This window comes from Methanoregula sp., from assembly GCF_052325125.1.
Lineage (GTDB): Archaea > Halobacteriota > Methanomicrobia > Methanomicrobiales > Methanospirillaceae > Methanoregula.
Genome location: NZ_JBKQWO010000052.1, coordinates 89,991 through 109,080 on the forward strand (window position 1 = coordinate 89,991; position 19,090 = coordinate 109,080).

A 19,090-nucleotide genomic window follows, 5' to 3' on the forward strand; every position below is an offset into this window, starting at 1 on the left:
TTCGGCGATGAGGATACCGGCAGTCCTGCTAGGTGGTTAAACGGTCTATATCCCCAGGTACCCGTCTGGTGCGAGGCTCGTGGCAAGCATCACCGTGTTAATCTCCCGGTGTCCGGCCCAGGTCTCGGCCTTCCGGTTTTTTCCTTCCAGCCAGAATCCTTCGATCCGTTCCTTCAGTGGCATATATTCCCGGAGGGCCCTGATGTGTTGATCCAGGGAATCTGTCCTGACAGATAAATCCGGGTTTTTCCCGATCCATTCCATCATTTTTCCGATTCCGGAAAGACCAATGGACAGCCCAAACTCCCGGAACGCAAGGCGGTTCCTGGCCGGGAGCTCAAGCGAACCGGATCCGGTAAAGGCGTCGAGGCCGGTGAGTGCCGCATCGAGCGTGGACTTCAGCAGGCCTGCATGCGTTGGGCCGCCCCCTGACATCATCAGGGTAAGCTTTGTTGCGTCGCACAAAAGGCCTCCGATGCCGAGGGGATCGTCGGTCACCATCCGAACGCCCCGGCAGATCCCGGCCATATCGGTTATCTCATGGGCAAGGCCGGTCTGTACCGGGAGGCCGGATACCTTTGTGGCAGTCAGGTGGAGCCCGGAATAGGTTACAAAGCCGTCGAGGGGATCGTGCTGGCCCATGGAAGGAACAAGCGGGCGCGTAAGGTCGACGCTCATCTTCCAGTACATTCTTTTTTGACCGCCGCCCGGCGGGGGGTACGTGAAACGGGAATGGGCAGTACGCGCAAGCTCGCACGCCCACCGGATATAGGCCGGGTTGCCGGTGACCCGGCCTGCGCGGTCGAGTGCATGCATCCACTGTGTCAGGTAATGGTAATACTGCCCGTCCCGGTCCCATTCCCGTTGTTCGTCATACGGTTCGTCCGTCCCGCGCTCGGGCAGGGATTTTCCGATCCTCAGGCCCCCGGCGGTCGGGTGTTGCTCGCCTTCGCTTAGGGAGAGACCGCTGATCCAGCCGGTCCGGGCCTCATCGCCACGGTGCCGGCCCAGGGTGTGATGCACCTGGTCAATGAGGCGCAGGGCAAGTTCCCGGTATGTCGCGTCGCCGGTCGTTTCAAAAAGCCCGAGATAATTGCAGACCGCAAACGCGTCTGTCCAGAGGTACCGCTTCGGGCAAGAACCGGCCGGATCGAGTCCGGTCAGGCCGGCAAAGTCCTGCATGAGCTCCCGGACCAGTGCAGTGGTCGCATTCCGGTTCATCAGTTCTGTTGATACAGTGGAGCGGGGATAAAAATTTTGTCATGTTTCAGGATTGGTAAGAACGGGTAAATCGCACTGACTCTGTAAAGACTGGTGTGACCGGGTCTGGTTCGCCACGGAACCATGAAATCCGGTGAAAAAATATGTGAGGGTTCCCCGTATCCGGGCCCCTCCGGGCACGGCAGGGCAGGCAGTTTTTGCGCCCTGATTTTAGTTATTGGTACTGGTCCTTGATCCGCTGTGGGAGAGCCCCCCGGAGCCGGCGCTCATCGTGCACGGGGAGGAAGGTAAAACTCCGCCCTGTATCTTTAAATAAAAGGGGAGAACGGGAACTATTTCCCTCGGCATGATATGGATTGTAATTTTGCCAAACCGGGGCTTTCTCCGGAGTCATCCTTTCAGTATCAGGATTTACCAGAGATCGGTTCAGCCCGCGTCCTCTTTCGGGACAGGTTCCGGTTCATCTTCAAAATGCCGATGGAAAAAATCCATCATCCGGTCCGAAGGAATTTCCCTGATGTCCGTTGGCGACCCGGCCACTACCGACCCGGTGATGGTGAAATACCGCCCCTGCATGTAGAGTTCGACAGATCCTTTCTTCCGTCCTTTGAGTACGAGACCGGAACGCCCGATGACATGCACCCCGTGACCGGACGGGCTCCATTCCGTGTAGGACCCAAGGGACAACGCCTCGGTAACCATCTCGTCAGTTGCATGATCGAAATCGATGCCGAATATACCCTGTCCGAGGACAAAACCAATCCCGTCAAAACCGCCGGATTCCTTGGTGTTTTTTGCCTGCTCAAAGGTCCCCCACGTCGAGCGGACATTGACAAGCGCGTGGCGCTTTTTTCCCGGGGCCGCAACATACGGCGGTTTGGTCAGCTTGGCGTTCCGCTTTTCATACTGCCAGACGACCCAGCGGTCGAGCCGGGTCAGCTCTTCGGGAATATTCCCGTACTGGACATTCATTGCCGGGTACACCCCCGACGGTTAAGGACCGCAATGACCGGCATCAGCGTGCTCCGGCCAGCTCTTCAAGGACTTCACGGTCATCCAGGTCGTACCACTCTGCGTAGGCATCGGCGACAGCAAATACACGGCCGGATCGGATATTCAGGCAGACCAGCAGGTCGACGTGCCGGGAAACTAGCTTCGCGGATGCGGCGGATGCTGTGGGGACGGCGGCAATGATACGGGCTGGACTCTTGAGCCGGAGGCTCTGTATCGCGGCAAGCATCGTGAATCCCGATGCAAGGCCATCGTCGACCAGGATAACGGTTTTTCCTGCCGGTTCAGGGGCCAACCGTGTACCGGTAAAGCGGGCCACCCGCTCGCTGACATTTTTTCTGGTCTCGGCAATAGCCAGTTCAACGTCCGGTGCCCGAAGGCCAAGTGCGGAGCGCAGATCTTCATTGATCAGCACCTGCCCGTCCCAAGTGACTGCACCGAACCCCGACTCCGTGGTACCGGGGATCCGGATCTTCCGTACGATCGCAAGCGACAGCGGAGCACCAAGAACCCCGGCAACTTCCCTGCCAACCGGCACGCCACCGGCCGGGATGGCAAGGACCAGCGGGTTTTGTATGGCCGGGAGAGTTTTCAAAAACGCTCCCAGCTGTCGTCCCGCATCATGGCGGGAAGAAAAGACGAAACGTTGTTCCCGCAGGTGGGGGTTGTCGATTATGTCACCCATATGCGCTTGCTCTGCATCCCATGGCACATAATGGTTACGGAACATGGCAGAAAATAAAATATACGGTTTTGGGAGCGAACCGATAATTTCTTTCAGGTGAAAATTCACCCCATGTACTGAAAGAATCCTGCATTTTTCACCTGTCGTATGCCGAAAAAAGCCTGATCACCCGGGGTTTCCCGGCCCACGGCACGCGGGGAAAAAACGATACAGAGGGTACCTTATTATTTTCACCCCGATGAAAAACTACGGAGGGTACTATCCCGGAAGCGGATCTAAACCGGATACAACGGAGTGCATTGACTAAAAAATAAGATCGTTTTTTTGGGGGGCGCATAAATCCTGTGTTTGCATTCCACCAGCCCGTCAGAATGCGCTCATCGTCCGTATCATCATGACGGGAGACCAGTACCGACGGCTAAACAATTTCTCTTTGGTGCCGTTATATCGCGGTGGTCTCCACGGTGCTTGCGTCAACCGGTTCGACGCTGACAAGGATGATGGACCCCGCTTTTCTTGTTGAGATGAGGAGATCGATCGGCCGGGTCTCTTCCGGATTTCCCTGCTGGAGTACAGCGGGACACCGGTCGACCGGCTCGCCGGTTTCATAGGTTGTGCGGACAGCGTTCCGGATTGCACAGCCCGAACACCAGACCGTTCTTCCGCAACCGCCGGGCTGTCCCGCGTGAGTACATCCCTGAGTACCGCCGGCCAGGATGCCAAGGATCGGGTCGAGCGGCCTGCCGATGAACCTGACCGCTTCGAAACTTACATCGTGTATACGTACATCCTTGTTGACAAGGATTACCGGTGCGCCTGGCATGTCAACGTATGTGGCGATATCTATGCCTAACCGTGAAAGAGCCCGGAGGGAGCAATCGTTACAGATACCATGACTGACCGGTTCCCCCGGGGAATCTCCCGGATTTATCACGGTATTACAGAAGGCACAGACCCGCTTCATTTGAACATCTCCGCTGACATGTTCATACCGGTGGGGATAAAAGCGCGAGGATTTTGGAAAAAATTATCTTATATTTTTCCACGAACTGCGCGAAAACGCTGAAAGGGACGCTCCTCTGGTGGGTACCGGGAACCCGCTGGCATTCCTGCAGGAAGCGTCAGAACAAAGAGCCAGGGAGCGAGCGCAAAAGATAATTTTACCATTTCCGTACGGGAAATACCGGAACGTGAGAGCACAGTTCCTGCCATGGATCTTTTCCGGAATAAGTCAAAGCATCCCGGAAATGAAAAGAAAATTTGTTTTATTTCGCCGGAACTGCAGTTAATATTCGTCCTGGGGTTTTGCCGTGACGACGTCTTCTACTTCGGGCTGGAGGAGTGCAAGCGCTTCCCTGACTTTTTTTTGGATCGCGGGGTTTTTGTCGTCCTGTATTGTATCGAGGCACGCAATCACTCCTTCATCGATAAGCGCTTCTTCTTTCCCGGATGCCGCAATGGCGATGATAATATTCAGGGCCGAAAGGACGATGTGCAGGTTTTTTTCCTTCAGCAGGTCCCTGACGATCTTGATCCCGCCCTGCGCTATGAGCTCATCCGGCCTCCAGTCGTCGTCTTCAGTACTCACTGCCAGGGCTTCTATTGCACCCTCCCTGCCTTTTTTGCTTTTTTGGGAGAGGCGCACCAGCAGGTCCTCAACAAGATCCTGTTCGATACGCAGATTTTCAACCATCGTACCTCCTGTTCCGGCCTCCTCGCATCAACACAGAGCCTGGATCCGGTGGATGATACTAATCCTCAAAGGTAAAAAACCCATTGACCCTGACAATGCTCCACCCGGCGCAAAAAAAACTTAGGCACGATACACGTCTTTATCTGCAAAAAAAAGTATTGGTTTACGTGATCCGGGCCGGAAAACCTGCCCGGAGCGGGTGAGGTGAAAAATGAAAAGGATTGCAGTGATCATTACGGACATGTTCCAGGATGTAGAATACCAGCAACCTGCGGATGCATTCCGTAAAGCGGGGCATGACATCGTCAACGTGGGGATCAGCGCGGGATCGGTGGTGAAAGGAGAGTATGGAACCCATGTACAGATTGACAAGGCGGTCCGCGATGTTTCGGCAGATGATTTTGATGCACTCTTCATCCCGGGCGGCTACTCTCCTGACAAACTTCGTATCGATGCCGACGCTGTCCGGTTCGCAAAGGAGTTCTTCACCAAAAAGAAGCCGGTGTTTGCGATCTGCCACGCGGCGCAACTCCTCATTACGGCACAAGTACTGAAGGGACGGCGTGTGACCGGCTGGATGTCTCTCGTGCAGGACATAAAAAATGCCGGTGCGGAGTACGTCGATGCAGAGGTTGTGGTGGACGGGAACCTTGTCTCGAGCAGGAAGCCGGCAGACATTCCTGCATTTATCCGTGAATCGCTTACGATGCTCCAATAGCCGGGAACCTGATATTTTTCGGTTATGCCAACCGGCGTCCCGGAGATCTCTTGCGACGCGCTTTGGCACGTTGAAATAAAAGGAGGCTCGGGGGGCGGTCCTCCCGTATTCCATCTTTTCGTCGTAGCAAATTGCCCCGAATTGAGACTTTTTTGCCAAAACACGCCACAAAAAATGCCGGATTCCGGCCCCATCCAGAAGCGGCCGCTATGGCATTACCGGTGGCCGATCTCCCTTTGATCGAGCCAAAGTATGCCGGAAATGAAAAAACGGCCGTTTTGGGGGTTAAAATCAGGGGCCAGATACACGATATTCTGGCAAAATAGCCCCGCATAATCGATTTCCGGATGGCCCCCGGATCCGGGCGTTTTGCGGGGTTTTCCGGACGGGAACGTGGGCAATCCGGGGTCGATACGGGCGTATTTTGGATCGTGGGAAGGGACGATCCAGAGGTCGTTCCCGGAATATCGTTCTCACATAAGGCAGGAGTTTCTTCCAGCACTACGAATTTGCGGGATCAATTTACAGGGAGATCCCGGGGAAAGGAAAGCAGCAGCCTCTGTACCGCACCCGAACATGGAGGTAGGCGCGAAATTGACGATTCGCGGTATATATTCAGGAAATCCTCTACCGATGACTTACCGGGAAAAACATCCGGCACACATACACCGGGTGAAGTTGTCAAAAAACCGCGAGCGGAAACATCAGAACCGGAGCAGGAAGACAAAAAAATGTTCCGGCGGATTTGAAATGGTTGTGTTGTTCTTTTGGCTCTATCCCGTGATCTTGAAAGAATATCAGTAAAAACCAGAAGCACATTTTCTTTTTTCCCGGGTTCGGATTTTCTATGCACTCAAAGATTTTGAAAATAAAGACGGTTGCCCGAAATCCCCGGTTCGCATCGTTCCACCGGGATTGCAGCCCTGCTCATCAAAGTTGACCGGGCTTGCACCCATCTCGATCCCTTTTGGATTGTTTTTTAGTATACACCAATTTCAACCTTTACCATATGGAGGTTAACCGTTACCGGACTGACCGTCTGCAGGATGTGCCATTGCCGGTAATTCCCGTTTGAATCCACTGGATCGTACACGATGTTATCAGGACAGGCAGCCTGTATCTCACCAAAACTTGCATTCCAGCTGTCGAGAATCCCGTTACTGAACAAACTGTTGTCCGATCCATAGGAAATATCTGCGATATCAGCAAAGGAGGTGGCATTAAGTGCAGATGTGAGCCTGAGTGTACCGAATCCATTGCTGCTGACGAATGTACGATCCGGGGAGCTGGATATATTCGTTGCCCAGAGATCGAGGCTGGAACAGTTCCCTCCGGAAGACTGGTTTATGATATAATTTACCGACCCAAAAGATTCTGCAAAGGTCATGAGTGGGGACCCTGACGTGTTGAAATTGTTTTCGACATCGGTCATGGTGTAATAGCCAAGGGGTGTCGACAGTATCCCGTATTTTGTCACGTTGATGTAGCCGTCCTGCCACCGGTATCCCTGGTCCTGCCAGAAATTATTCGTGGGTTCGTACGAGAAGTTCACCATCGTCCCGTTCACGAGGGCGACCGGAGTTCCCGTCCCGTCGGTAAGGTTTAACGTGTAGATCGGGATGTTTTCATCCTGCACACTCAGCGTCCCGCTGGACTTGAGCAAGTTGACCATAATATCCCCGCCACCCAGCTGGACCGGCTCACTGAAGCTGATATGATCCTGGTGAGATGAAACTGCGTAATCGATATCCGCTGAAAAATGCTGGAATGCCGATTCCACGTTCTGCAGGTGCCCGACTTCTCCCGATTGTTTCATGGCGGGGACGTACACGGCATTCCAGATCGAAAGAAATGTGACAATCGCCGCGAGGATCAGCATCACGGCGATGACCGGTGCAAGAGCATCGTCCCTCATGGCGATCCACCACCGCTGACGATCCCGGAGAAGAGCACCGCCCGGTCCGTGGCAAGGACAACTTTTTCATCCCCGGCAAGCGGCGCCCCGGAAACTGTGATGTTCCCCCCGAGATCGAAGACCGAGCTGTTGGGTTCTGCGGGGTCGGGCACAAAAATGAATGGTGAACTGCCGGTGGAGGTATAGGTTGCCTGGTATGTCTTGTTTGAGACAATGACTTTGAGGGTATTGATTTTCACCCAGTCGCCTCCTTTGTGCCATAATGTAACGTTTCCCAGGGTATCGTTGCTCATCATGATGGTGACCGTCGGACTGCGCTCCGATGGCAGGTAATTGGGGAGCTGCGCGGTGAACACCGCTGCAAGGACGAGCACGATCCCGATCATGAGCATCTCGCCGACCACACCGGATACCGCCCGGCTGTTCTCATCTGTTCTCCGCATGTTTTCGCTCCTCATATAATAAATACAAACATCGCCACTGCTGCTGCGAGAAGGACGATGCTGTGCTTGAACCCGGCAAGGATGCTGTTTGAACTGAACTGGCCGGCCATGATACCCGAGAACAGGCCGAGGATGAGGCCGATACTGAACATATCCGTCACGTTCTGGGCAAGGCTGGCATTAATATTATAGGCTGAAAAACTGGCCATGAACGGCCCGTTGAGCTGGTATGCCGTATAGAGGTAGATCCCGAACGACAGGTAGATGATCATGACGTAGACGATCGCGGTGTTGGCCCGTTCGCTTTTCAGCTTAAGATAGTGTTCGAAGTCGGTGATAGCAATGAGGAATATATCCCGTAGGTTTGACGTGATCTCGCTTGCCTTCACCAAGAGGGATATAGCCCTTTTCACCGAGACCAGTCCGATCCGCTCTTCCATGCGCACCAGCGCTGAACTGATGTACGCACCGGTGCCGACATCCCGGGATACGATCGCCAGTTCCGAACTCAGAAGGCCCAGTTTCGCACGGGAAATCCGGTGAATGGCATCCGGGAGGGTAAGCCCGATCTCGATCAGGTCGGACAGCTCCCGGAGGAATTCGGGGATGTTCGCCTCAACGTTGCTGACAAACCACCGCCGCCCCTCATAGGCAAGGGAGACCGGTGCCATGAACCCGATGATAACCAGACAGGCACCTGCCTGGAAGGTATTGTTCGGGAAAAATGCTTCCATGCCCCCGGTCATCAGGATCACGGCTAAGATACCCGCACAGGCCGATCCGGCAATCAGCCCGTAGTCATAGTTGGTGACATAGGTTCGGAACGGATGCCGGAGCATAGTGAATATCCGGTGCTCCTTCTTCTTTGCCTCAAGAAGCTTGTAAAATGCGGCATCTTCCAGATAGGGATTATCATGCGCCGTGACCCCGGAACTGAAATCCGCAGAGGTCACCTCCTGTTTGGTGATCTCGAGGTGCTCGGGGGGCAGCATCATCGAGAGCATCCAGATCATAATAATTGCCCCGACCGGGATGCAGAGGTACATAAAGGGAAGGAGCCAGCCCATGCTCGACTGGCTGGTCATGCCCTGGGCCACGATCATGATGATCATGGCAATGGGCCCGGCAACAAACGCAGAGACGTATACCTCTGCCATGATCTCGATTGTCTTGAGCACGAGGTCGAGTTCCCGCCGGGCCTGTTCATGGAAGAACGCTGTCTTCGACGAGAGGTAGGCAGTAATATCGCCGCCGCTCTCGTACACCACGCCCAGATCGTTGATGAAGTCCCGGAACAACGGGGAAGGGGTTGTCTTCTGGAGATTGTGCAGGGCCGTGATCAGATCGTCGCCGAAGAGGTCCACATCCCTGACCACCTGGCCGAACTCGAGGGAGACTTCCCCGAACATCGATTTTTCCTCGTAGATTTTTTGTACGACCTCGAAGGGGGACATCGTGGTGGAGAGGGCCTGCATGTAGGAAACCGCGTAGGGCAGGTCGAGATCGATCTTGGTTTTCCTGCCCCGTGCAAGGATGACCGGGTAATAGACCTGGATGAGGTATACGCCCGGGACCGTAATGGCAAACAAAAAGATCCAGAACAGGAGCGGGGGCATCAGGGTAAAGAGTCCGAAATCAATACCGGTGACATTGACAAATGCAAAAAACCCGAAGAAAAATGCAATGGATGAAGCGGAATTGATCCTGGTGGTGCGGAGGTACTGTTCAGCGGTAAACGGGAGATGGGCGGAACGGAGATCATTCCGGAGATTTGAACCGAGGGCGATAAGTTCGAACTTTTCAAACGATGACCCTATGTGCCGGAAAAATGTGACCGCCGTCATCTCATTCACCGAGGTCGTGGATCGCGTTTGCGAGATCGATGATGTCCGGTGTTGGAACGTCGACGGCCAAGTTCAGGAACTCCTCGCGTTTTTTGAGTTCCTCGGTTAACCGGTCCATGGTCCAGTTTCGCATGAGGGCGATCTCCCTGAGTACCCGGGACTGCGGGGATACCTTGTGGAACCTGTCGTCACTGACATCCCATTCATACAGTTTGACCGGGATGATGTTGCCCTCGGCGTCCACCGAGATCTCGCTGATGGCAGAACAGCGCCGGACCCGGTTGTTGCCGTAGGTAAAGACAGACTGGTTAACAACCAGGTCAAGCGCGGTGAACATGACGGACGGCACGTTGATCGGCTCATGGGTGAGCCGGTTGACGGCCTCCTGAACGCTGCCGGCATGGATGGTGGAAAGGGTGGCATGCCCGGTATTCATCGCCTGGAAAAGCGTCTGGGCTTCTGCGCCTCTCACTTCGCCGACGATGATATACTCGGGGCGCTGCCGCATCGAGGATTTCAGGAGCGAGAAGAGGTCGATATCCCCAATCATCCCGGGCGTACTGAGTTCCCGGGTCTGGGTGGCCAGCCAGTTCTTGTGGGGGAGCTGGATCTCCCGGGTATCCTCCAGTGACACGATCTTTGAGTTGAGGGGGATGAAGAGGGAGACGGCATTCATCGTCGAGGTCTTGCCGCTTGCCGTCCCCCCGGCAATGATCAGGCTCCTGCGGTGTTCGATCACCAGCCAGAGGAAGGCAAGGATCTCGGCATTGTAGGTCCCGAACTTTATGAGATCGAGCGGGGTCATGGGATCGGCACGGAATTTGCGGATGGTAAACGAACTGCCATTGGTGGAGATGACATTGCTGTAGGTGACCTGGAGCCGCGAGCCGTCCGGCAGGGAGGCATCCACCATCGGGTTCGAAAGCGAGATCTGTTTGTTTGCTTTCTGGGCCAGCTTGAGCACATACTGGTTGAGTTCTCCCTTGTGGAAGAGCACGCTGGTGGGAAGGCTGCCATAGGACCGGTGGAAGACAAAGACCGGCAGGTTCTCGCCGTTGCAGCTGATATCCTCGAGCGCCGGGTCGTGCATGAGGGGTTCAAGCAGGCCAAAGCCGGACAGGTCGCGCTGCAGGAAATAGTAGAGGACCGGCAGCCGCCCGTCGTGAATCGTGGGATCGTATTCCTGGAGGGTATGGTAGATATTTTCCTGTTTGAGCTGGTCGGCCGGGGATTTTTCGGGATGGTCATAGATGATGACGTCCCGCAGGTAGCTGTAGGTTTCCTGCAGGACAATTTTTTCCCGGGTGGTGATGACAGGTTCGACGACCGTATAGACCAACCCGAGGTTTCCCTGCCGTTCGATCTTGATGTATACATACGGGGACTGGACCCAGTAGACATCGCGGATACCCCCGCCCGGTTTTTCAGGAAGATCTGCCGGCACCGGCTCATGGCCAGGAACCGGTACGGTGCCGGCAGCAGGCTGCCCGGGCCCGGCGCGGGAAGGGGAGGCGTTGTGCAGGGCCGGCACCAACGCCGCCATCTGCCCCGGGGCAAACCGGAAGGCCGATGCAATGCCGGCAAGAACTACGGTGGCAAGCGAAAGGATGCCGAGGAGAATAAGGAACACCAGCGGCAGATCGATGAAGAGTGCGGCATACCCGGCAAGGATTGCGACCATGCAGGTGGCAAGGATCAGCGCATCGCCCCGGCCGGTCCGGTTTCCCATCGACATCGGCACGGCAAGAATGTGTGCCGGGAGATCACGGTACGTTGGCCGGGTAGGGACAGTCCCGGTTTTTCCCCCCGGAACTTTCTCCGGGCTGATGTTTGTACTGGTCGAAACGGCCGCAACCGGCAGGGTTGGAGGGAAAAACCGGGCCCGGACCGCTGTTGCAAAGATGACCAGCGCGACAAGTGAGATCGCCGACAGCGCGGCCATCACGATAAGGGGCATATCAATGAACAGCACAACCGCACCGGTGCCACTGGCGACCAGCGCGACGGCAAGGAGCAGGACGCTTCCCTTTATCGTACGGCTGGCGAGCGCGGCAAGGGCAGTTCGATAGTAGCTTTTGAACCTGCCCGCGGGATGCGGGTGGACTGGAGACATCATTGTCACGAGAATCCCTCGTCGTCAGCCGGGGTCGGCACCGGTGCTGAACTTGCGGATTTCTCTGTCGCATCGAGGGGGTTGGGCGAGTTACCCGTGATGATCGAGAGAGTCACATCGAGATACGCCCCTTCGATGGTGATCTGGTACTGACCCGCCGTGTATATCGCGATATACCGGGGACCCGGTTCTGAAACCGAGGTCACCGTCTGTTGGCCATTAACCGAGGTCGATAAATTGCCATAATTGGAGAACTGGTAATTACCGGTATCGGAGCTGTAGATCCCGCCATACCCGTCCCGGGCCACAATCTCATGTGTCTGGTTGTCCCGGACGGTGATGGTCATATACGGGGAGTTGACCGGCACAAGAACGGTGCCCCGGCAGGAATCCGGATCTTTGAGACAATCATACTTGGGATTGACCGTAAATACAATATACAACGGGGCCTTCACCACATTTACCTGGAGACCGAACGCGTTCCCGTTGCCGATCAACGTATATGTTCTGGTAAACTCCGGCTGCCGGTAGAGGAAGGGGTACTGCGGGCTCTCGTTGATCTGGACCGCCTGTGGGAAGACATAGGGATTTGGCGTGACGAAAGGGGTGACCTCGGTGATAACTGTCGATTGGTTCGGTGTTTGTACGGCAGCAGGGATGGGCGTGGGAGTACTCTGCGGAATGTCGATCGGCGTGACATCTGAAGTCGGAGTTTCCGTAACAAACGGTAACGGGGTGGTCTCTCCCGCTGGCGGCCCCCCACTGAGGGTGGTCTTGACGGCCTTGATGCAGCCTGAACCGCCAACCATGGCGATAAGCACAACAAGAACAATGATTGAAAATCCGCGTACTCTTGTGCACTTTGCTGAAGTCATACTATCATCCTGTCTGAGTCTGTCCTGATGGTGTGGGGAGATTTCCTCGGATGGGACGGTTCATCCTTCATGAACATAGACAAGAGCCCAGGTAATTTAGTGTTTGACCGGGCTGCCAGCACAATGCATGCCGCCACAGTTCCTCCAGAATCGGAGATTGCACAGCGGGAGGTGTATATCACTGGTGAAGACGGATCTGGATTCGCCCATGTTTATACTATTGTATTAACTTTCTATGATTATTAAACATAGTCTAATTATCTTCCGAAAAATGCCCCGGTCATACTTTACATTTTCCGCATACCGGATCGGTCTTCTGATATTTCACGAACCGCGCCCGGTTCTGCACGATCCGGATCATTGAATCCGAGAGGATATTTCCTAACGATACATCAGCCCGGTAACAGCAGGGTGCAACATCGCCGTTGCACCGGACAAAGAGCGTATACCTCATCAGTGGGCAGGGGACGGTGTGTGCCAAGGGTAACTGCACCTGGCAGCCCAGATCCCGGGCCGTGGCACTGATCCGAGCAAAGAGGGAGTGTTCCTTTTCCTGAAGTACCGGAGTCCAAGGAAAGGAGCGCTCAAATGTCACCTTATCCACACCGAAATCATTTGCTAGGGCAAGCATCTTTTCCACCTGGTCGATATTCTCCTCCAGAAGGGCGATGTTTATGTGGGTCTTGGGGTTCCTGGACTTGCTGGCTTCCCGCCGCCCCATGAAATACCGGATATTCCCGGCGATTTCCGGGGTGCACCGTTCAATATCCGGCAGGCTGAATGCGATGGCAGCAAGTCCTGAACCAATCAGTGCATCGGCTTTGTCAGCGAGCAGGGTTGCGTTTGTCGTAAAGTTCACGGATTTTTGATGTCCGGCTGCATACCGGATCATGTCGACAAGATGCGGGTTCATCAATGGTTCGCCCCAGCCATGCAGGGTGAGGTACCGGCTTTTCGAGGATCTGACGATCTGTGTAAACATATCAAAAGAGAGAGATTCGTCCGAGCTGCAGAATATGGAACGGAGACATGAGGGACAGCCCAGATTACAGGCAGTCGTTGTCTCCAGCTGCAGGATCGGGGGTATGGCGTAATTAAGGATGGACATTGTCATCCTTACCGGACCATACGGGACATTTCAGTCTCACCCGCATGGACGATCGTTTCTGGCAGTCTCATGAGGTAACTCATGCTTTTCCGTACTCCATTTGAATTAAAGATCATGATACCGGCGAACACTCCAATACCAAGGATATGAGCGGCTGCGAGGCCAATTGCTGCTTCCGGGAGAACTATTGGTGCGCACATGTATTTTCACCTCCTTGAAAGTTGATTATTAGTAATTAATCTTATGATAAAGATAAACATTTCCTATTGGCTCCGCCCAATCGCATCTTTTTCCTGTAAAAAAAATGCTGGCTGTGCCTTCTACCTTCTGTCAGTTATTCACCAGTGATCAGGAAGTCCGTTGCACCGGTTCTCCACGCAAACGATATCGTTTGCAGAGAAATTCGATACCATATACTGCCGATGCAGAGATTATACCTCCCAGCAGCGCCACGAGGAAAAGAACCGGCACCATGGCGGGATCCGGGGGAAACCGTGATGCAAAATCATCCCCCCAGAAGAGCCAGAAATGCAGCATGTAATACATATTGGCAAGACCGGCTGCGACAAAGTACTTTCCCGGATACCGGTAACATATTACTGCGTAGCAAAGCCCCAGAATGCCAAAGACGTAATATACCGTGGGAAACTGGGCGAGCGGGATATTATCCTCCCCCAGTTTTGCAAGGCCAAGCAGGGCAATACCAAGCGTTACCAGGCTCAGCATCATCAGAGCCAGCGGCAGGAAGTATTTCCATGAGGATTCTGCAGCCATGAAAAGGAAAACTGCTTCAATAATGATCGCTGCGATGAATAAAACATCCAGCGACTGGATGATCACAACCTGGTTTCCGAAAAGGAGATCGAAGGCAATCAATACCGTTGCCATAGCCGCGGCAGTACCAGGTTTTTTGACCAGGATAAGTCCAAGGAGAAACCAGAAACAGAGAATACTTCCGAAAACGAGCACTCCGGCCCCGGGTCCAGGGAGTTTTAGCATGCCGTATACATACTCAGAAAGCCGACCCTCAGGGAAAAAGTACGAGGGGACGAGCGCGCCGGTCAGTGCAGCCAGTGCTGAAAGGGCGATGATGAGCCCGATCTCCATGAGGCTGAAATAAATACCCTCTCCCGCCGACCCGTTTTCTGACATGAAGCCCACCGGATTCCCATAAAAATGTTACAGGTTTTTCCCTTTCCTCCAGGAAGCCTGCATCGGCAATAACCCGCTTATGCTTTATTAACCCCGTACCGGGTATAGGTATTCCAGATCAGGATTCCCCCGTACGCAATCGCCGCTGCTACCGCGCCAAAGACAAAGGCAAAAGTGAGAATGGGTGGGATCGCCGGGGCCACGGGTGCCCAGCTGAATAACCCGCTTTTCCCGTTGAAGGTCCAGCAGAATGCCAAATAGAACATCTCAGCGCAGCCGGCACCGATAATGTACTTCCCTGCCGGGTACATGAACAGTATCACGGCAAGGCAGAGCGCGAGGATTCCTGTTACCGCATACCCAAGTGGGAAAACGGTTGCCGCTGCCCCATTCTCCCCCATCTTGGCATTACCGGTAGCCATGAGGACAAGAGTGGTAAGGCCCATGATGACAAGGAATGCCGGGAAGATATACCGCCAAGGCTTCTTCTCCAGTGCGAGCAGGCCGGCGAGCTCGATGATTATGGCGACGACGAGGCCGAGGTAATCGATTCGGAATGGCTGTTGCCCTCCGCCCATCCCTCCCTCAGATGTTCCGGCTGAAGGTGATCCCTCACCTGTCGGTACTCCCGAAGAGGTTCCTGTCCCGGGAGATCCTGCGCCTGCCGCTGCACCCTGCACGGCCGACCCCCCACTTGAAGTAGTACCTGTCCGATGAGCAAATCCGCCATGGTGCCCTCCCATGGCAAGCGCAAATGCAAGCCCGAAGATCATGATCAGAACCGCTATAAAGAGCGCAGTACCGGGTTTTTTAATGACAAGCAGTCCCAGCACAAGCCACAGGCAGATGAACGCGCTGACATTGAAGATACCGGTGCCGGGTCCGGGCAGTTTCAGGAAGCCATGGACAAAGCCCGGCCCGGGGCCGCCCGGCAGGACGTAATTGAGACCGTACGTGCTGGTCAGGTACGCCAGTACGGCCAGGATCAGGATGATAATCAATTCGTTTCTGGTAAAATATCCGGAAATCTTTGCCCACAGATCATTGAATGTATTCTTGTCAGACATTAATGGACCTCAATCCACAAAGGATCCTTCTCCGGAATATCCCCGGACAGGATTATGGATCAATACTGTTATCTTATGCAATCAAATAAGCGTTTCTAATTAACATTGTCAAAAAGTATAATCAATGTTTTTATCCTTATACGTAGAACTTTTTCAGAATGATGCATATGGTTACTGTCAACCGGGAGGAATGAATGTCTGACCTCGATTTCCTGCTGGCCAGGGCAAAAGATTTTCATGGCGACCTGTGTGCCGGTATCGTCCTTGGTACCCGCATGACCATGATCGGGATGCGTGAACTGGGCATGAACCCGATGGAGCGGAGCAGGAACCTTATCGTTTACGTGGAAATCGATCGCTGCATTGCGGATGCGATCCAGGCAATCACCGGGTGCTCGCTTGGTCACCGTTCCCTGAAGTACCGGCCATATGGCAAATTCGCTGCAACCTACATTAATATTAAAACTGATGAAGCCGTGCGGGTTTCGGTTGTTGAGAAGAAACGCACGGAAAAGACGGGTCAGGAAGCAATGAAGGATGCGGTGAAGATTCTGCTTGACGCCCCGGAGTCGGACCTGTTCAGGATTAAAAAAGTCCAGGTCGAGATCCCGGATGGTGACATGCCCGGCCTGCCAAAACGCCGTGCACGCTGCAGCAGGTGCAACGAGATGATTGTCGACGATAAGGAAGTTGCTGTTGACGGTATAGTATTGTGCGGCAATTGCGCCCATGGCTCATACTACAGGGAAAGATGATGGAGTGGGCAGCGCATAGTTCCCGTTGTAATCCAGCCCCGGGTCTTCCAGACATCCTTCCACTTACTCCGAGATCCGCTCCCCCACAAGACCCGGGCTGTTGCTTTCCATGACTGCAGGGAAATGCTATGAACCAGAGTGATTCCCGATCAATCCTTGAAAAAGCCTATGAAAAACTGGTCGGCGAGTACCGAAGGCTTGACACACCCGAGATCATGGTGAAGGGTTTCGGGCTCAACCCGGGCTGGAATGCCGTGATCGGGACCAACGGGTGCTGCGGTGTCGCCATGAGTTTCCAAGACAACAATCCTCTCTATGGGAACGAGGAGACCCTACAGGACCTGGAATACCTGAAGGCATGCGTCGGCGCGCCGCTTTTCGACGTGGCATTCGCAAACCTTACAGATGAACGCCTGAGCCGGCGTTCGGTTGTCCTTGCCGCGCTCAATGCGCTTTCCCAGCCCTTTGTTACTGACGAAGTGCTGCAGGCCAAAGGCTATGCGGTCGGGCTGGAAGTAAAAGATCTGGTGAGAAGCGATGATTATATGGTGATAGTGGGATACGGCGGCCTTGTGAAGAGCTATGCCGGCCGGTGCCGGGAACTGCACGTGACCGACCAGCGGCCGACAGAAACGTTCAGGACGACGATTGTCGGAGAGGATATCTGTTATGGTCCGGCCGGCATCACAGTCCACCCGTCGGAGGAAAACCGTGAGGTTCTTGAACAGGCTGATGTCGCGATCATCACCGGTTCGACACTTGTAAACGGGACATTCGAAGATGTCGTGGGGTATGCAAAGCATGCCCGCATCCGGGCACTCTACGGGTCGAGCGCCCAGCTGATCCCGGATGTGCTCTTTGAAAACGGGATCAATGTAGTTATGTCTGTTGCCATCAGCGACCCGGTGCGGTTTGAATATGATGTGATGAACGCTCCCGATATGGAGACGGCTCTGCGGAAGCACCAGCGGAAATACAATGTGGGGGTGCATATAAACCAGGAATGATTAATAACTTGTTTTCTCCCGGTAAATTCCATATTCATTTTACGAGAGATTGCCGCGTAAAACACTCCCTTTTTTACAGATCCGACCGTATGTATCCCTCGACACACCATTCAGCAACCCTTCGTAATCCCCCTCATTCCACATGACTCCGATTGGATCTTCGAAGTCCTCCGGTAGTATTAATGAGGGGGATTTATTTTATATCCGGCTTCGAAAAACACATTCTAGAATTCAAAAATGCTTTAATAAAATTACACACGGTTAACTGTTAATTACAAAAAATAATTGAGCTAAAGTTTCGATCAGGACGCTATCCCTTTTAAGTCCAAACCACTTCTCAGTGGACGACAGGATCACATCCCCGGTGTGCTACGCTCATATATACTGGATAAAGTAGAAGGGCAATCGCGAGAAAACAGGCAAATAGCGAAGGTCTGAAACGATGCATGATGTTCCAACGCTCGCCGCATGGCAATTCCGGCACTGGTGGGAAAGTCATTTTTCCGTTGAATTAATGATAATTATCTTCGTCGTTGTTGTTGGGGTATGTTTTCTGGTATACCGTTACTGGTATAACCGAACGCATAAAAGTATGTGAACAGCGATGGAACAGGATCTATTTGAGAGGTGAAACTATCCTTTCGGGGTACTGATGCGTCGACCGGTGATTGGGCATTTTTAACGAGATGAAATAGTGGTCATCTCATTCAGACGAATCAGGGGCCTGTGACTTATTCTCTACGATCGTAACAACTCTTTCTGATCACGATCCAGAACCCGGTATCATCATTGATAATCCGGTAATCGCTGATTCCGGCCGCTTCGATCGATGCCTCGATCTCTCCGGCCCGGAATTTCCGGAACCGGTTCCGCATGGGGTGAGCAGGATCATCGACAATGCCCCGTTCCTTACGGTGTGCAAGAACCTCGTCGCGGATCTTACCGCTGCCATACCCCCCGCCGATATATGCTATGCCGCCGGGTTTGAGAACCCGGAATACCTCAGAAAATGCAACCGGAAGATCGTTCCAGAAATGATAGGACCCCCGGCTGACCACGAGATGGAAGGTGGTATCCGGTGCCGGGATGGCATGGACATCGCCGATCACCGGTACGACCTGCTCTTCCATCCCCCGCTTCCGGATGTTTTTTTGTGCCAGGTCATACATCTCCGGTGAACTGTCGAGAGCGGTCACTTTGAGTGCTGAAAGTGTCGCAAGGGCGATGGCCAGTGAACCAGGCCCGGAACCGATATCGAGACAGGCGCCTTCGGTAATACCGGTCCGGTCAAGGATCTGGTTCGCTATCACCGGGTAAATCCGGGCAAAGTCTGTGTTTGCGAAGGTGTCGTATTGCCGGGCTTCTCCGGGGGTTTTCCAGAAACGGGAGGGAGTTGAAGACATGGAATCAGCACCGCAAAGTCAGGGCTACATGGGTAATGGTTTATTAACTTCAGCAAGAATTCGCGCAAAAATTGGTGAAA

At 53.9% G+C, this 19,090-nt stretch carries 19 protein-coding genes; 4 read left to right on the plus strand and 15 right to left on the minus strand.

What is annotated here, in order from left to right; genetic code table 11:
- Positions 1-45: 45 nt before the first annotated feature.
- The 5 genes from ACLQMU_RS12190 to ACLQMU_RS12210 all read right to left on the minus strand — a co-directional run bounded on the left by ACLQMU_RS12190 (position 46) and on the right by ACLQMU_RS12210 (position 4,610).
- On the minus strand, positions 46-1,221 hold the full coding sequence (locus ACLQMU_RS12190; protein ID WP_424039201.1) for a hypothetical protein: 1,176 nt from the start codon (positions 1,219-1,221) through the stop codon (positions 46-48).
- Positions 1,222-1,647: 426 nt separating this feature from the next.
- Positions 1,648-2,193, minus strand: a complete 546-nt coding sequence (locus tag ACLQMU_RS12195; protein ID WP_422148227.1) for a hypothetical protein — start codon at positions 2,191-2,193, stop codon at positions 1,648-1,650.
- 43 nt (positions 2,194-2,236) lie between these two features.
- A complete protein-coding gene (locus tag ACLQMU_RS12200) occupies positions 2,237-2,917 on the minus strand; it encodes a phosphoribosyltransferase (RefSeq protein ID WP_422148226.1) in 681 nt (226 codons plus the stop codon).
- 442 nt (positions 2,918-3,359) lie between these two features.
- Entirely contained in the window at positions 3,360-3,740 is a 381-nt protein-coding gene (locus ACLQMU_RS12205) for a hypothetical protein (RefSeq protein ID WP_424039199.1), read from the minus strand.
- A gap of 462 nt (positions 3,741-4,202) precedes the next feature.
- Positions 4,203-4,610: a hypothetical protein gene (locus ACLQMU_RS12210; RefSeq protein WP_424039198.1), complete on the minus strand. Its 408-nt coding sequence runs from the start codon at positions 4,608-4,610 to the stop codon at positions 4,203-4,205.
- A 211-nt stretch (positions 4,611-4,821) separates the two neighbouring features.
- Between ACLQMU_RS12210 and ACLQMU_RS12215 the strand changes: the two genes are divergently transcribed.
- Positions 4,822-5,328 carry a type 1 glutamine amidotransferase domain-containing protein gene (locus tag ACLQMU_RS12215; protein WP_422148223.1) on the plus strand — a complete coding sequence of 169 codons (507 nt, stop codon included), beginning with the start codon at positions 4,822-4,824 and terminating at the stop codon, positions 5,326-5,328.
- A gap of 979 nt (positions 5,329-6,307) precedes the next feature.
- On the opposite strand, the gene ACLQMU_RS12220 is transcribed toward ACLQMU_RS12215, so the two are convergent.
- Genes ACLQMU_RS12220 through ACLQMU_RS12240 form a run of 5 tightly spaced genes read right to left on the minus strand, consistent with a single transcriptional unit; the run spans position 6,308 to position 12,518 of the window.
- Positions 6,308-7,243 (minus strand): hypothetical protein, encoded by a 936-nt coding sequence (locus ACLQMU_RS12220; protein ID WP_424039197.1) that lies wholly within the window; start codon positions 7,241-7,243, stop codon positions 6,308-6,310.
- Entirely contained in the window at positions 7,240-7,686 is a 447-nt protein-coding gene (locus tag ACLQMU_RS12225; protein WP_424039195.1) for a type IV pilin, read from the minus strand. Before ACLQMU_RS12225 ends, ACLQMU_RS12220 begins: the two co-directional genes overlap by 4 nt.
- Before the next feature lie 11 nt (positions 7,687-7,697).
- On the minus strand, positions 7,698-9,530 hold the full coding sequence (locus ACLQMU_RS12230) for a type II secretion system F family protein (RefSeq protein ID WP_424039193.1): 1,833 nt from the start codon (positions 9,528-9,530) through the stop codon (positions 7,698-7,700).
- Position 9,531: 1 nt separating this feature from the next.
- Entirely contained in the window at positions 9,532-11,646 is a 2,115-nt protein-coding gene (locus ACLQMU_RS12235; RefSeq protein ID WP_424039192.1) for a type II/IV secretion system ATPase subunit, read from the minus strand.
- A 2-nt stretch (positions 11,647-11,648) separates the two neighbouring features.
- Positions 11,649-12,518 (minus strand): hypothetical protein, encoded by an 870-nt coding sequence (locus tag ACLQMU_RS12240; RefSeq protein WP_424039190.1) that lies wholly within the window; start codon positions 12,516-12,518, stop codon positions 11,649-11,651.
- Positions 12,519-12,545: 27 nt separating this feature from the next.
- On the opposite strand from ACLQMU_RS12240, the gene ACLQMU_RS12245 reads away from it, so the two are divergent.
- Positions 12,546-12,764 carry a hypothetical protein gene (locus tag ACLQMU_RS12245; RefSeq protein ID WP_422149946.1) on the plus strand — a complete coding sequence of 73 codons (219 nt, stop codon included), beginning with the start codon at positions 12,546-12,548 and terminating at the stop codon, positions 12,762-12,764.
- Between the two features lie 34 nt (positions 12,765-12,798).
- Here the strand turns inward: ACLQMU_RS12245 and ACLQMU_RS12250 are convergent, their stop codons facing one another.
- The 4 genes from ACLQMU_RS12250 to ACLQMU_RS12265 form a co-directional block, all read right to left on the minus strand.
- A complete protein-coding gene (locus tag ACLQMU_RS12250) occupies positions 12,799-13,626 on the minus strand; it encodes a radical SAM protein (protein ID WP_424039188.1) in 828 nt (275 codons plus the stop codon).
- An 8-nt stretch (positions 13,627-13,634) separates the two neighbouring features.
- On the minus strand, positions 13,635-13,826 hold the full coding sequence (locus ACLQMU_RS12255; protein WP_422149948.1) for a hypothetical protein: 192 nt from the start codon (positions 13,824-13,826) through the stop codon (positions 13,635-13,637).
- A gap of 148 nt (positions 13,827-13,974) precedes the next feature.
- On the minus strand, positions 13,975-14,778 hold the full coding sequence (locus tag ACLQMU_RS12260; RefSeq protein ID WP_424039187.1) for a hypothetical protein: 804 nt from the start codon (positions 14,776-14,778) through the stop codon (positions 13,975-13,977).
- A gap of 77 nt (positions 14,779-14,855) precedes the next feature.
- Complete coding sequence (locus ACLQMU_RS12265; RefSeq protein WP_424039186.1) at positions 14,856-15,845, minus strand: hypothetical protein; 990 nt, start codon at positions 15,843-15,845, stop codon at positions 14,856-14,858.
- 194 nt (positions 15,846-16,039) lie between these two features.
- Between ACLQMU_RS12265 and ACLQMU_RS12270 the strand changes: the two genes are divergently transcribed.
- Entirely contained in the window at positions 16,040-16,600 is a 561-nt protein-coding gene (locus ACLQMU_RS12270) for an FmdE family protein (protein WP_424039184.1), read from the plus strand.
- Between the two features lie 128 nt (positions 16,601-16,728).
- Positions 16,729-17,607: a Rossmann-like domain-containing protein gene (locus tag ACLQMU_RS12275; protein ID WP_424039182.1), complete on the plus strand. Its 879-nt coding sequence runs from the start codon at positions 16,729-16,731 to the stop codon at positions 17,605-17,607.
- Positions 17,608-18,338: 731 nt separating this feature from the next.
- Here the strand turns inward: ACLQMU_RS12275 and ACLQMU_RS12280 are convergent.
- Entirely contained in the window at positions 18,339-19,010 is a 672-nt protein-coding gene (locus tag ACLQMU_RS12280; protein ID WP_424039181.1) for a class I SAM-dependent methyltransferase, read from the minus strand.
- Positions 19,011-19,090: the final 80 nt, after the last annotated feature.

Coding starts and splice junctions, on each gene's coding strand:
- ACLQMU_RS12270 (WP_424039184.1), top strand. CDS start 16,040: ATGTCTGACCTCGATTTCCTGCTGGCCAGGGCAAAAGATTTTCATGGC.
- ACLQMU_RS12210 (WP_424039198.1), bottom strand. CDS start 4,610: ATGGTTGAAAATCTGCGTATCGAACAGGATCTTGTTGAGGACCTGCTG.
- ACLQMU_RS12195 (WP_422148227.1), bottom strand. CDS start 2,193: ATGAATGTCCAGTACGGGAATATTCCCGAAGAGCTGACCCGGCTCGAC.
- ACLQMU_RS12200 (WP_422148226.1), bottom strand. CDS start 2,917: ATGGGTGACATAATCGACAACCCCCACCTGCGGGAACAACGTTTCGTC.
- ACLQMU_RS12235 (WP_424039192.1), bottom strand. CDS start 11,646: ATGATGTCTCCAGTCCACCCGCATCCCGCGGGCAGGTTCAAAAGCTAC.
- ACLQMU_RS12225 (WP_424039195.1), bottom strand. CDS start 7,686: ATGCGGAGAACAGATGAGAACAGCCGGGCGGTATCCGGTGTGGTCGGC.
- ACLQMU_RS12245 (WP_422149946.1), top strand. CDS start 12,546: ATGGTGTGGGGAGATTTCCTCGGATGGGACGGTTCATCCTTCATGAAC.
- ACLQMU_RS12190 (WP_424039201.1), bottom strand. CDS start 1,221: ATGAACCGGAATGCGACCACTGCACTGGTCCGGGAGCTCATGCAGGAC.
- ACLQMU_RS12230 (WP_424039193.1), bottom strand. CDS start 9,530: ATGACGGCGGTCACATTTTTCCGGCACATAGGGTCATCGTTTGAAAAG.
- ACLQMU_RS12255 (WP_422149948.1), bottom strand. CDS start 13,826: ATGTGCGCACCAATAGTTCTCCCGGAAGCAGCAATTGGCCTCGCAGCC.
- ACLQMU_RS12260 (WP_424039187.1), bottom strand. CDS start 14,778: ATGTCAGAAAACGGGTCGGCGGGAGAGGGTATTTATTTCAGCCTCATG.
- ACLQMU_RS12250 (WP_424039188.1), bottom strand. CDS start 13,626: ATGTCCATCCTTAATTACGCCATACCCCCGATCCTGCAGCTGGAGACA.
- ACLQMU_RS12215 (WP_422148223.1), top strand. CDS start 4,822: ATGAAAAGGATTGCAGTGATCATTACGGACATGTTCCAGGATGTAGAA.
- ACLQMU_RS12280 (WP_424039181.1), bottom strand. CDS start 19,010: ATGTCTTCAACTCCCTCCCGTTTCTGGAAAACCCCCGGAGAAGCCCGG.
- ACLQMU_RS12265 (WP_424039186.1), bottom strand. CDS start 15,845: ATGTCTGACAAGAATACATTCAATGATCTGTGGGCAAAGATTTCCGGA.
- ACLQMU_RS12205 (WP_424039199.1), bottom strand. CDS start 3,740: ATGCCAGGCGCACCGGTAATCCTTGTCAACAAGGATGTACGTATACAC.
- ACLQMU_RS12240 (WP_424039190.1), bottom strand. CDS start 12,518: ATGACTTCAGCAAAGTGCACAAGAGTACGCGGATTTTCAATCATTGTT.
- ACLQMU_RS12220 (WP_424039197.1), bottom strand. CDS start 7,243: ATGAGGGACGATGCTCTTGCACCGGTCATCGCCGTGATGCTGATCCTC.
- ACLQMU_RS12275 (WP_424039182.1), top strand. CDS start 16,729: ATGAACCAGAGTGATTCCCGATCAATCCTTGAAAAAGCCTATGAAAAA.